General features: G+C 45.1%; 13 protein-coding genes. 3 read left to right on the top strand and 10 right to left on the bottom strand.

The features are described 5' to 3' along the window. Positions 1–17 precede the first annotated feature (17 nt). From OH459_RS06590 to OH459_RS06580, 3 genes are all read right to left on the bottom strand, one after another. Entirely contained in the window at positions 18–314 is a 297-nt protein-coding gene (locus OH459_RS06590; RefSeq protein ID WP_017818629.1) for a hypothetical protein, read from the bottom strand. A 243-nt stretch (positions 315–557) separates the two neighbouring features. Further along, complete coding sequence (locus tag OH459_RS06585) at positions 558–1,715, bottom strand: amino acid permease (RefSeq protein WP_005452440.1); 1,158 nt, start codon at positions 1,713–1,715, stop codon at positions 558–560. A gap of 750 nt (positions 1,716–2,465) precedes the next feature. After that, positions 2,466–2,777 carry a hypothetical protein gene (locus tag OH459_RS06580; protein WP_005452442.1) on the bottom strand — a complete coding sequence of 104 codons (312 nt, stop codon included), beginning with the start codon at positions 2,775–2,777 and terminating at the stop codon, positions 2,466–2,468. Between the two features lie 140 nt (positions 2,778–2,917). Between OH459_RS06580 and OH459_RS06575 the strand changes: the two genes are divergently transcribed. Together OH459_RS06575 and OH459_RS06570 are read left to right on the top strand one after the other, a co-directional pair. Continuing rightward, complete coding sequence (locus OH459_RS06575) at positions 2,918–3,253, top strand: helix-turn-helix domain-containing protein (RefSeq protein ID WP_269986101.1); 336 nt, start codon at positions 2,918–2,920, stop codon at positions 3,251–3,253. An 88-nt stretch (positions 3,254–3,341) separates the two neighbouring features. Continuing rightward, positions 3,342–4,073 (top strand): hypothetical protein, encoded by a 732-nt coding sequence (locus OH459_RS06570; protein WP_053053571.1) that lies wholly within the window; start codon positions 3,342–3,344, stop codon positions 4,071–4,073. Between the two features lie 86 nt (positions 4,074–4,159). On the opposite strand, the gene OH459_RS06565 is transcribed toward OH459_RS06570, so the two are convergent. The 7 genes from OH459_RS06565 to OH459_RS06535 form a co-directional block, all read right to left on the bottom strand. Next, complete coding sequence (locus tag OH459_RS06565) at positions 4,160–4,906, bottom strand: phosphatase (protein ID WP_005452445.1); 747 nt, start codon at positions 4,904–4,906, stop codon at positions 4,160–4,162. A gap of 26 nt (positions 4,907–4,932) precedes the next feature. Further along, a complete protein-coding gene (locus OH459_RS06560; protein WP_005452446.1) occupies positions 4,933–5,667 on the bottom strand; it encodes a nucleoside/nucleotide kinase family protein in 735 nt (244 codons plus the stop codon). 9 nt (positions 5,668–5,676) lie between these two features. After that, entirely contained in the window at positions 5,677–6,195 is a 519-nt protein-coding gene (locus OH459_RS06555) for an MltR family transcriptional regulator (protein ID WP_154202815.1), read from the bottom strand. A 59-nt stretch (positions 6,196–6,254) separates the two neighbouring features. After that, on the bottom strand, positions 6,255–7,526 hold the full coding sequence (locus tag OH459_RS06550; protein ID WP_005452448.1) for a zinc-binding dehydrogenase: 1,272 nt from the start codon (positions 7,524–7,526) through the stop codon (positions 6,255–6,257). 47 nt (positions 7,527–7,573) lie between these two features. Continuing rightward, on the bottom strand, positions 7,574–8,986 hold the full coding sequence (locus OH459_RS06545) for a PTS mannitol transporter subunit IICB (protein WP_005452449.1): 1,413 nt from the start codon (positions 8,984–8,986) through the stop codon (positions 7,574–7,576). Between the two features lie 13 nt (positions 8,987–8,999). Further along, positions 9,000–9,443: a PTS sugar transporter subunit IIA gene (locus OH459_RS06540; RefSeq protein ID WP_005425097.1), complete on the bottom strand. Its 444-nt coding sequence runs from the start codon at positions 9,441–9,443 to the stop codon at positions 9,000–9,002. 478 nt (positions 9,444–9,921) lie between these two features. Then, complete coding sequence (locus OH459_RS06535; RefSeq protein ID WP_045486686.1) at positions 9,922–10,641, bottom strand: GntR family transcriptional regulator; 720 nt, start codon at positions 10,639–10,641, stop codon at positions 9,922–9,924. Positions 10,642–10,954: 313 nt separating this feature from the next. Here OH459_RS06535 and mngA point away from each other — a divergent pair, with 313 nt between their 5' ends. Then, positions 10,955–12,889, top strand: a complete 1,935-nt coding sequence (gene mngA / locus OH459_RS06530) for a PTS 2-O-a-mannosyl-D-glycerate transporter subunit IIABC (RefSeq protein WP_050922461.1) — start codon at positions 10,955–10,957, stop codon at positions 12,887–12,889. The last annotated feature ends 38 nt before the right edge of the window (positions 12,890–12,927 follow it).

Raw genomic sequence — 12,927 nt, 5'->3', positions numbered from 1 at the left:
CGCTGTTTTTTTATCGATTACAACACCACATGAACATAACGATCTTTTGAACGCTTGTAATAGTGCTCATCCACCTTCAGGTAGGTAAAGTTCCCAATCTGGATATACGTACTGCGCGGTGGAATACGCTTGTAGTGATAATAATAATGTTTTGGTCGTTTGTGCTTCACCACGACGACCTTTTTATGCTTGTGTTTATGGTGATGATGACCGTGTTTATTATGATGATGCTTTGGATGCGCGGAAACATCAGCGCTGAACACTCCTAACGAAAGCATCATTCCAATCATGGTAAGAGAAAGTCGCTTCGACACTCAATTCCCCTTTTCTTAATAACTTGGGCGTTATGATAAAAAGAGAGGCAATCGCTCTTGTCAGCCGCTAGCGAGACAATTTCATCCCATGGTCAAATATCATCACGATTTATCAAGCCAAGGCCAATCCGATAAGAGTTACAGATGTATCACTCGCCAAAAGGTATAAAAAAGCCGTTTACCCCACGAGGCAAACGGCTTTTTAAAATTTGAGTCGCTTAAGCGTCAATCAATCAGTGGATACTACACCGCTTGTGCAAACAACAGGAAACAACCAAATAGGAAGATCACGCTCATGCCCATCGCACCGCCACCCGCTTCGTACACATTGTCATCATCCACAGGCACACGACGTACTTTCATCGTCATTGATAGTGGGACAAAAACTGCTAAGAACACGAGGATAATACCTGCGTAGCTTAGGATTGCGAGAAAGTGTTCTGGAGCAAACACGGCACCAAGCAACGGTAGGATGAACGTTGTCACAAATACCACAGGCTTGCTAGCTTTAAGAAGGTCCGCATTTTGGTCATACAACGCCATTGCTACACCCAAGAAAGACGTTAGAAGCGCCAGACCAGTGAACATCGATAGAATGAATTCTAGACCCGAGTATTGTTGACCAAGCACAGAGATCAACTCAGATACGTTAGAGAATTGAATAAGCTCGTGTGGAGGTAGGTTACCCACGACTGCAAACAACCAAAGTAGGTAGCACACAAGAGGAATCGTAGAGCCAACAATGATCATGTTGCGCAGTTGATTCTTACTTGCTTCTTTGTTGTAGGTCACTAAAGAAGGAATCACCACCATAAAGCCGAAGCTGGTGAATAGAACTGAGCTCTGTTTGATCAATGCCATTTTGTCTGCATTTACCACTTCACTTAGACCTTCAAACGACACATTTGGCGCAAGAGAGAATAGCGTTAGAATGAGCGCGACAATCATACCGATGAACAAGCCACGGTTTAGCTTATCCACCACACCAGTACCCGCTGATACGATAAGACCAACCAGCACAGTAAAGCCAACTTGGCTAGAAATCGTAGAAAGTGGTAGTCCCATTGACGTGGTGACTTTTTGTACCAAGTCACCCGCACCAATAATGTAAGCCATTAGCAGACAAACAAGTAGTGCATACAAAAGACCATTAGTAACAAGCTGACCACCTTTACCAAGGGTTTCGCGAGCGATTGCATTCATGCTGACACCACCACCTACTTTGCAGCTTGCTTCTAATAGAAGAAGTGCAGCGTAAGTTGTACCTGCCCAAATGAACAGCATAAGGAGAGTGCCCCAAAGAAGGCCAAATTGAGCAAGCACCATTGGTATGGCAAGCATACCAGCGCCAAGAGCAGTACCTGCTACGATCAGGGAGCTGCCGACAAGTTTTAGGTTCACGGTTAATACCTCTAAATTTAATCCGTTTTATTGTGAGTTATCGTACTTTGGTTCGAAGTACGATCTACGGAAACGCCCTACCTTACAGCCCCAGAACTCAGCGCGAAGCCGGAATTCAGGATGCAAAAAGCTTAGACTCAAGACGGATCTATCCTGTCTGAGCATATAAAGGGTGTAGGGAATCATTTCCGGGCAGAGTTCGATTAACGGAACGTCTCACTTTGGGTTCGAAGCAAAATCAGCGCATCCTTTTTCGTCAATCCCATTCTCTGCTGAATGGATTTGGTTCGAAAGGATTGTAAGGCATAAATAGGACGATTGAAAAGCAAAAGCTCCATCTTATAGCCATATATTTTAACAACTATCAGTTGATGCAACAGATATGTTGTAAAACCGCCGTTTATTTAGCCTTTTGTCGTTATAAAGAATAGAAAGTGAGCGATGGCACTCAATTTTTGAGGTGTACATGAAAATGTACACTTTGTTGGAAGGTGTTAGAAACCCGGAACATAGCCTAGATTCAGCAATATCGTTATTATTCGCTCCGTACCGACATGTTTCGGTTCACATACCTCTAAACACTGATTTACGGTTCGAAAATATAGGTAAATGAGTGTTCCGAATGCTGGGTTTGGTTCCCCAGCATTTGTATCCTTTCGTTAATTATTCCAAGTGCTTTTATTTCACACAAACGCCTTTGTGGGATTTCGCTCGTCCGTATTTTGTTAAACGAACCAAACCTTCAACGCATTACATCTCCTTGTCTAGCGCATCAATAATGTATGTCAGCACAGCAATCCCCAAATCAGCAACCGAACGTTCCATCAAACTCAAGTGTTCATATGATTGAACCAACTCCTGTTGTTCAATATCACTGCGATGTAAAAACAGCTCTTTATAGTTCATCAATCGCTTTTGGGATTCTCGCGTTAGCCAAGTAACATCTAATCTTGTATCCCGGCTACGATTGCGAATTTCATCAAGAAGTTGATCTAAAATGCGTTGCATTTTGCGAATATTAACTTCGCCAGAAATTGATTTATAAAACTGATATTTTTCCATTTTCTGAAACTGACTGAATTCACGTTATTTTTTTGTGGAACGTCATTCTTATCACTATATCCATTCGGGTAAATATGGGGTGGTTAAACTGGTCCGGTTATTGCGTGCTTCAGGACAAAACTGTCCACTAAGGAGGAGCGATGCAAGTAGACCCGTTGATTGAAGTTCTGATTAGGCGACGCAAAATGAAAGGCGTGTCACGCGAACAAATGGCAAAAATTGCCGGAATGAGTGAAAAGACGTATCAGCGAATAGAGCGAGGCGAATCTGATTTAAAACTCTCACAATACCGTTCAATTTTGCGTGCATTAAACCTGGCCGATTTAGACATCGCATTGGATGCAAGAGGTGTTGATAACATTTCTGCAGAAGACGTTGCGTCTGCGGCAAGATTACTTCCCCCGGAAGCACAATCTATGCTGACCAAGCTTATCTTCTTAGTGCTAGAGCAAAAAACTAAGACATCCCAAAAGTAGTGCTCTAGACGCATGAATCAAACACAGTTATGGTGAGCTAAACTTAAAGACTAGCGCTTCGATACTCCAAATTATGGGGGAATGTACTATGAGAAGCATCTGGGTAATCGCCACCACCATTCTCTGCTTGGTTGGGTCAACAAACCTTTCTGCACAGTCACAGGTGAAACCAGCAGTAAAACCGATAACTCAACCGGGTAACAAACACGATTTACGCCCAGTAAACCGCCCTTACCGTCCCATTAAGCCACCGCACCATTACCGTCCGCCTTACTACCGACCACCCTACTATCATCGACCTCATTATGTCGTGAGACCACCCCGTTATCATTCGTCGTTTATCTATGTAAGACCGGGGTATTGGTATCCACCTTATCGTGGACGTTACTATTATTATCATAGTGATTTAGTAGACATTGCGACCTTTGCTGTCTTCGCTGGTATTACTTATGCCATTGTTCAGGATTCCTATTACCGTCGTGATGGTGTCCGCTATGTGTACGTTCGTTATCCACCAAGTGGTAACTACACCATATTGCGCGATGACCGTGTGATAACATCATCGACGACCAATGATACTCCGCCTTCAAGGCAGATCGTTTCGCCATCATTAAGCTCAAACACAGCAAGAGTGAGTCCAATACCACCAGCGCCAAAGCCTGAGCCAAGCCCCTATAAACTTGGTGAAATCGTAGACTCGCTGCCTCACACTAAAGAAACTGTCGTCGTTAACGGGCAAAGTTATTTCAAATATAAAAATACTTGGTTTGCACCACTCAGAGCCGAGCGCAAATTTGTTGTGGTAGAGCCTCCGTTGTAGTGCTTTTTGTTTCATCCTAAACAAACAAAACCCGCACGCTGCGGGTTTATGTCTCTTAGCCGATAACCATTTGGATCAATCGCTTCTCAATACAGCGCTTCGAACTCTGGAATTTTCGCCTTGCCCCTCAGCAGTAAGAAGTTCAAGAACCGGCTCGTTGATGTAGTGAGTATTTTCTCTTCTTCAACACCATGTTTTTCCAGCAAAGCAATGGCCAACTCTAACTTGGAAATCTCTTCACTGAAGTGAGCATCCGATCCTGTGGTGAAGTAAACGCCAATTTCTTTACCTAGCTCCACAATACGGTCACAGCGACTATCACTGCCCTTACGGCTTTTACCTGTCAAAGACGTATTGTTTACTTCTACCGCGACATTGTGCTCTTTTGCACAACGCAGAACCTGCTCCATATCGAATGGGTAATTCGGGTTACCTAAGTGACCGAGAACATCCACTCTGCCACTTTTGATTGCATTAATCAGAGCGGCGGTATGCTCAACTTCCGATGCAGGCTTAAACACGGGTTCATGAAAGCTCGCTATCACCCAATCAAGATGTTGATCAGAAGAAGGCGGTAAATCGATCTCCCCCTTCACATTCAGCGTGTTGGCTTCGACGCCACGAAGAATACCAACCTCATGTAAAAAGCGGGGCAAAATTCTTTGATTATTGAAATGCCAGTAGTGAGGGGCGCCTGGCATCTCAGGAGCATGATCGGTGGTACAAAGAAGTTTTAGCCCCTTATTCTTGGCAGCCAACGCATTCTCTAAAATTGTGCTATAAGCGTGTCCACTGGCAATAGTATGGGTGTGGCTATCAATCACAATATCCATGGCAACCTCCTGAGATTGTGGACGAACTATCGAATTTCGAACGAGCCGTTTTGATTAAGGAACAAAGATAAGTCAGCAGGAACCGAATGATTCAGAACTTTATCAACGTTGACCGCATCAGAACGTAAATAGAACTCCAATGCCGCTTCTGGGTCTGTACCGCCGCGGATTTTACGATTGACCAAACGATCTTGTAGAAACTCCGCTTGGGTATCAATAAACACCGTAAAATCTGCCAAACGATGCAGTTCTTTCCATACTGGTTCATCAAGCAGCAGCCAGTTACCTTCAACAACGACAATGTTGCGATTAACTTGAATGGCATCATCAACTGGGTCATGTAAGTTGCGGTCGTAGTAAGGCCACTTACTGTCTTTCACTTTCAGTTGTTTCAGCTTGTCGATAAGCTCCGTGAGATTGAACGTCTCGTAAGAGCCTTTAATGCTGCGCAGTGGAACACGTTCACCATTACGCTCAATGGTGTTGCTGTCGAGGATTTCATTCGGGTAGTGAAAACCATCAAAAGGCAGAACCTGAAGTGGCTCTTGGTTTTCATCTTGTTCTGATAAATATTCCCAAAAGGCTGCTAGCGTAGACTTTCCACTACCCGGAGGGGCGCACAAGAACACAACAATACGCTCCTGCTTCTCGTGATAAAGGCGGGTAAACTTTTCGATAAGAGGTTGATGGATTCGCTTTACGTCGGCTTCAGGAAAGGTAGCTTCGGTCTCAAAACCACTGACGTTTAAATTCACTTTCATGGTGAACCCTTATTGATTTATCTCCCCTTCGATTCTTTCTATCAACATTTCGCACGACAGCTTTAATACTGTTTTGATGAGCGCTTCGTATCTCATTTGCGAAAAGGACTCAAACGAAGAGAACTTAAGCTGATTGATCGACTCAAGATAAAAGCTGTCTTGCTGGGAAGAGAGTACTGATTGGTTTTTGATGAAGTCGTAAATCACGTCATCGGCAAACTCTACCTTTTCCGGCTGAGTGACCACGAACTCCAACACCTGATCGTACAACCCAATGTCAGCGTAAGTTTCCAGTGAGATCTTGCCCATTGCAAACATCAACTTAGACACCACATCGGTTGTTGCTAACGGACCATCTTCTTTCAATAAAGGATCCACAGCATACTCCTTCACGAGGTCGTCTTGAACGAACACTTTCGGAAGCAGTGCTTTTAACTTGAGGTTAATTATTTTGTTAGAAACCTGAAGAAACGCAGTGGCATTTTCGCACTCGTCCAGCTTCTCCAGTAATTCATCTTCACGTGACAACGTCTTATGACCTCTCCATTATGTGGCAGCACAGAGGCTACCACACAAATTCGTTGCAACTAAACCGTTAAGCTCACGTCATAAAACTCAAGTAACGCTTTTTCTGCATGAGCATTCCACACATAGTTGTTTGCGTTCAAAATTGCGTCTAATTCGACGAAGAACGGGTCTTGGTCTGCCAACGATAAAAAGTCATCAATCGCGGTCAACGGCAGGTCAATATGCGGGTAAATCAACTTCTTACCACCCGGAATATCCAACTGATTCAAAATCGTATGTGGCGCAGCTTGCAGACCACCAACGTGTGTGATCATGAACGATGGATTGATCTTACCTTGTGAAGACAAGTCGATAGACTCCACCATGTCGCCAGTTGAGCCACCAGACGTGCCCACAATATGCGTTGACTCGTAATGCACATTGTAGAAGTTAAACGGTACTTTAAATTTCTTATCGGTAGGTCCTGCGAAGAAGTTCAAGCAGCCGTCGTTACCCAACAGCTCGTCGGCTTGCTCTAATACTTGCGATACTGCTGCGTATACCATCACGTCATCGTAGCCTTTGCCGTCGTTAAGCGCTTTCAAATAAGTGACAGGATCATCAACTTGGGCTGTATTCACGTAATGCAGCTCAACGCCTTGCTCTTTTGCTTTCTCAACCGGAATTAAGCACTCTGCTCGGTCTAAACGTGCGGCGTCGATGTCCGTCACCACGATCAATTTTGGCTTCACTGGTCCGTTAATCGCGTAATCAATCGCGCCAATGCCCATTGGACCAGCACAAGCTAACAGCGCTAACGCACCACCCTCTTTGATGCCCATATCGTGCTCGTACACGTATTGTTTAGTGTGGTAACTAGCATGGTAAGCACCGATGATGCATGACATTGGCTCAGCCAAAGACGCATCTGCAAAGTAGTCACCGTGGTAAGGCAAAACGCAACCTAAGTCGATAGCGATTTTAGGAATGATAGAATACGTTGCGTTGCCGCCAAAAGTCTCATAGCTGTAGCCTGCCGAGTAACCAGTAGGCAAACCCATTGCAGGTTGCAGAACAAAGTAGTCGCCTGCTCTGTATTGGTCTTTTAGGTTCTCACCGACTTCAACAATCACACCGGCGTACTCATGGCCCGTCATCACCGGTACTTCATCAATGTTCTCAGGTACGCGTTTGTGTTTGCTGCCTAGCAATGCCGCTTTGTAAGTGGAAAGGCAGATGCTGTTTGAAATGTTTTTAACCAGAAGTTCATCGGCTGAAATGTTTGGCAAATCAAAAGTTCTTAGTTGAACGTCTTTCTCGCCACAGATAACTGCTGCCGTTGTTTGTACCATGATTTCTCTCCTACATGGGGCGGAATGTTCCACCCCATACTGCATTGTTAGGCTGGTTGCTCAGTCGCGACCGTTTGTTGCTTAATCTTATCCATCAGCTCGTCAAGCGCTGGGTCATTAAGGAAGTTCTTAATTGTCACGACAGGCAAGCCTGTTGCGTTTACTGCGCGGCTTTCTAAACTTTCGTGTGTCACGACAATGTCGGCCTCACTTGGCACTTTTTCGATGGCAAAGTTCTTCACTTCAATATCAATCCCGGCTTGTACTAACTTGCGCTTGAAGGTTGAAGCCCCCATCGCGCTTGAGCCCATACCAGCGTCACAAGCAAATGCGACAAATGAAATTGGTTTGTTTACTTGTTGTGTTGCAGGTTTAATTGCACCTTCCGCTTTCATGTCTTTCATCTCAGAGACAGACTGTTCAAACTCGTCTTCTTTGTTTTCTGCTTTGCTCATCTTCAGAATCGCACTTGCGACAAGGAAGGAAACTATTGTTGCTGTTGTGACACCTGCGATGGTCGCTAGGAAACTGCCTTTTGGAGTAAGAGCTAGGTAAGAGAAAATTGAGCCTGGACTTGGACCTGCTACCAAACCTGCATCCAGTAGGTTGAAGGTTGCGATACCAGTCGCCGCACCTGCAATCATTGCCACAATCATAATTGGCTTCATTAGCACGTACGGGAAGTACAGCTCGTGAATACCACCAAAGAAGTGAATGATGATGGCACTTGGCGCAGAACGTTTAGACAGACCTTGACCAAACTTCGCGTAAGCCAACAGCATACCAAGACCCGGACCTGGGTTAGATGCCACCATAAAGAAGATAGATTTGCCTGTTTCAGCTGCTGCCTGCAGACCTAACGGGTAGTAAATCCCTTGGTCGATGGCATTGTTAAGGAACAGCACTTTCGCTGGTTCATTGATGATCGCAAGCAAAGGAAGGAATCCCGTTGCAACCAAAGCTTCAATGCCCGATTTAACGAATAAGTTAGCCGCCGTTACTGCAGGACCAACAATCTCATAGGCGAATAGACATAAAATCATGCCCACAATACCCAATGAGAAGTTGTTCACCACCATCTCAAAGCCCGAAGGGATGCGATGTTGGATTCGTTTATCCATTTGCACCACAACCCAAGCACTGAGCGGACCCATAATCATTGCGCCGACAAACATTGGAATGTCAGCACCAACAATAACGCCCATGGTACCGATGGCACCAGCAACCGCTCCGCGTTTGTCACCAACAATCTGACCGCCCGTATATCCAATTAACAGCGGCAATAAGTAAGTGATCATTGGACCAACAAGTTCACCAAATGCTTCGTTTGGCATCCAACCCGTTGGAATAAAGAGTGCAGTAATAAAGCCCCAAGCGATAAAGGCTCCGATATTTGGCAGCACCATGGCGGTCAAATGACCCCCGAAGGCTTGCACATTGGCTCGCATGTTTGGTTTCACGTTATATTCCTTTTTAGTATGCTTTTATTATGTCTAGCACTTGCTCCTTAGATGAGGCTTGTGCCAGCTTTGCAATGTTCTCTTCGTCCACAAACATCTCGCTTAACGCTTGAATCACCTCAATGTGGGTATCAGAGTCTTTTGCAGCTAGGGTAATAAGAATATTGGCAGGACCAAGGTCCGAACCAAAATCAACTGGTGAAGGGAAGATATGAATGCCCAAGCCCGTTTTTAGCACACCGGTTTCTGGACGAGCATGTGGCATTGCCAGTCCTGGGCACAACACATAGTAAGGACCATTTTCTTCGGTCGATTGGATGATGGCATCCGCGTATTGCTGAGAAACGTAACCTTTGTCTTCTAGGTATTGCGTTGTCTTTTTAACTGCGTCTTGCCATTGGTAAGCGCGGTCATTAATAACATCTACTAGTTCGTGGTCGATTAATTCATACAGCATTTTTAAACCCTATCAACAGTTCGGTTTCGATGGGTTAATTATCAATAAGAGTAGCTAAACCACGCAACCACGCTCCTTTTGTGCAACAAATCACAATTAAATAGCTGTCAATTTGTTTTAATCAACGTAGTTCAAAAATAGACAAAGAAAATTAGCAACAAATTTTCTTTAAGCAACATGTCAATAGGCATAGTTTGAACCCACGCACTAATCCAAACATTTCTAAAATTTACCAATAACATACCTTGATCACATTACGAGTCTTGACTCACTATTTATCGTGATTAAATTCAAACTTCATTTTCCACTGATTCGGTGCCAACACGTTTCGAACAGGGACAATCATCACACTTGTTTGCGAAAAGAAATCGAAACGTTGCTTAGTTTCAGCAAATAATGAATAGCAAGTAGATAGTGAATAGCAGATACCGAAAACCCGCCGAGTGGCGGGTTTGAGAAGAAGTGAGTTGTATCGCACTTACGACTTATGACGTTTCGCCACCAGCGTAAACTTATAGTCGGTCGATTTAAAATAGTTGCGGCTGTATTCAAACACCACATCACCTTGTAAGAAACCACGTGTGCGCTTCTCAATGATCGGTTGTGCTGGGTCGATGTCTAACAAGTCTGCAATGTCTTGCGGCGGCAATACCGGGATGATTTCTTGTTCGCTGCGATCAATCACCATGCCCTTCTCTTTCTCGATAAAGTGATACTTAGAGCCTTGCATCACTTGGTAGGTGAGATCAGGGAACATCTCTGTTGGTAGCCAGGTTTCTTCTACTGTAATTGGGTTGTCATCAAGATAACGAACACGCTTCACGTAAAAGATTTTGTCATTCTCATTAATGTTCAGAGCTTCAGCCATAGTTAACGATGCTTTGGTGATCTCGAACGCAACCACGTCACTGTGCGTCACCGCATTTAAATGCGCCCACTTCTCTGCAAAGCTGGTCTGCTGGTAAATATCGTAGTTAACCTTGTTCTCTTTCACATAGGTACCGCTACCCTGCACGCTTTCCAGTTCACCATTTTCAATCAGCAATTTTAACGCTTGGCGAACCGTGACTCGGCTACAAGAGAATTCCTCGCGTAACTGGGCTTCGGTAGGAAGAGCGGTTCCTACTTCGTATTCGCCATCGCTGATCTTTTCACGAATTGCATCCGCAATCTGGCGATACATTGGCAGTCTTGCCATGTTTACCTCTATAAAAACAATACAAATGATCGTTCAAGTGAGCTTGTTTGAGACAACTCAAGAACCGAACACACCAGAGTGAACTATCATTGCAAGAAAGACTTGGTTTATAGACTCTATAATACGAATTCAGGTCAACATGACAAGCACTTGTTCGCATATCGGCATACAAAAACAAGCCAAAACAATACAATAATGATACATATTTTAATTCAACTGCGATCCTGATCACGGATCATTTGTATTTAAAAGGTATTATTCACATCATTGTTGAATGCACAACAATGTCGAATGTGACAATGGGACAAAAGTTATGAAATTAACCTCTCTTACAAACCCATCGCTGATAAACCTACAAACGACGTTTGAAAGTCGTGACGCAGCGATTCGTGCACTTGCCGACCAGCTAAACCAGGAAGGCAAACTGCATAACAAGGAAGAATACCTACAAGCAGTGTTTGCTCGCGAAGAGCAAGGTCCGACGGCGCTAGGCGAAGGCTTAGCAGTACCGCACGGTAAGACAGATGCAGTAAAAGAGGCGGCATTTGCCGTAGCCACACTAAAGCAAGACTTAAAGTGGCAAGGTCTGGATGAAGACGAAGACGTAAACCTGATCTTCTTAATCGCAATTCCAAATGCGGAAGCAGGTTCAACACACATGCACCTGTTGACCGAACTGACCACAACCCTAGTGGATGACGATGTTCGTGAGGCAGTGCTAAATGCTACAAATGTAGAACAAATTTTCGCTTTGCTTGATGGTCAAACAGAGCAAGAAGAAAAACAAGACCAATTAGATACAAATGCACCAACCATCGTTTGTGTGACGGCTTGCCCTGCGGGTATTGCCCACACCTACATGGCAGCAGAATACCTAGAGAAGACAGGTAAGAAGCTGGGTTACAACGTACATGTTGAAAAGCAAGGTGCGAACGGTATTGAAGATCGTCTGACTGCCGAACAGCTAAATAGTGCAACAGCGGTCGTTTTTGCGGCAGAAGTGGCGATCAAAGAACTTGAACGTTTTGAAGGCATTCCTCGTGTAGAAGTGCCAGTTGCTGAGCCAATCAAACACTCTGAGCGCATTCTTAACGAAGCGATTGAAGCAGGTAAAGCAGGTCGAAGCGCAGGCGCTGCGGTTGCAACCAATGACAAACCGAAGAAGCTACCGCTTAAGACTGAACTGAAACAAGCACTGCTATCAGGTATCTCTTACGCCGTTCCTCTTATCGTCGCTGGCGGTACCGTACTTGCTGTTGCCGTGCTATTGGCACAAATGTTCAACCTACAAGATTTGTATGCAGAAGAAGGCTCTTGGCTGTGGATGTACCGCAAGCTAGGTGGTGGTCTACTGGGTACATTGATGGTTCCTGTACTGGCGGCATACACCGCTTACTCATTGGCAGATAAACCAGCGCTTGGTCCAGGCTTTGCCGCAGGTATCGCCGCGAACCTTATCGGCTCTGGCTTCCTTGGTGGTGTTGTCGGCGGTTTGATTGCTGGTTACGTCATGCGTTGGGTAAAAGAAAACGTACGTCTAAACCCTGCGTTCAACGGCTTCCTAACCTTCTACCTATACCCGGTTATCGGTACTTTGGTTGCTGGTTCATTGATGCTGTTCGTTATCGGTAAACCTGTTGCTTGGCTAAACCAAGGTTTGACGGACTGGCTAAACGGCATGTCTGGCACCAACGCCCTACTTCTAGGCGCAGTAATTGGTTTATTCGTATCGTTCGATCTTGGTGGTCCAGTAAACAAAGCCGCTTACGCATTCTGTCTGGGTGCAATGGCGAACGGCGTTTACGGCCCATACGCTATCTTCGGTTCGGTGAAAATGGTCTCTGCGTTCACGGTAACGGCTTCAACCATGCTTGCACCTCGCCTGTTCAAAGATTTCGAAATCGAGACAGGTAAATCAACGTGGTTGCTTGGTCTAGCGGGCATCACTGAAGGTGCGATTCCGATGGCTATCGAAGACCCAATCCGCGTTATTGGCTCATTCCTACTTGGCTCTGTCGTAACAGGCGCAATGGTGGGTGCTGCTGGCGTAGGTCTATCGACTCCGGGGGCTGGTATCTTCTCAATCTTCCTACTACACGATGCAGGTCTGGGCGCATTCACTGCTGCGGCAATCTGGTTTGGCGCTGCGCTGATTGGTGCAACTATCTCGACCATCACTCTCATCATGTGGCGAGCACACGCAGTAAAAAAGGGCAAATTTGTCACTGAGGCTGCTGCTCAACATTAATTCGAATCACTCATAGATTCGCTCAACACAAACTTTGG

Origin of the sequence: Vibrio sp. MM46 (assembly GCF_027587135.1) — a bacterium.
GTDB lineage: Bacteria > Pseudomonadota > Gammaproteobacteria > Enterobacterales > Vibrionaceae > Vibrio > Vibrio harveyi.
Note: the sequence above shows the minus strand (reverse complement) of the source record. Positions and strands in the feature narration are given on the sequence as shown.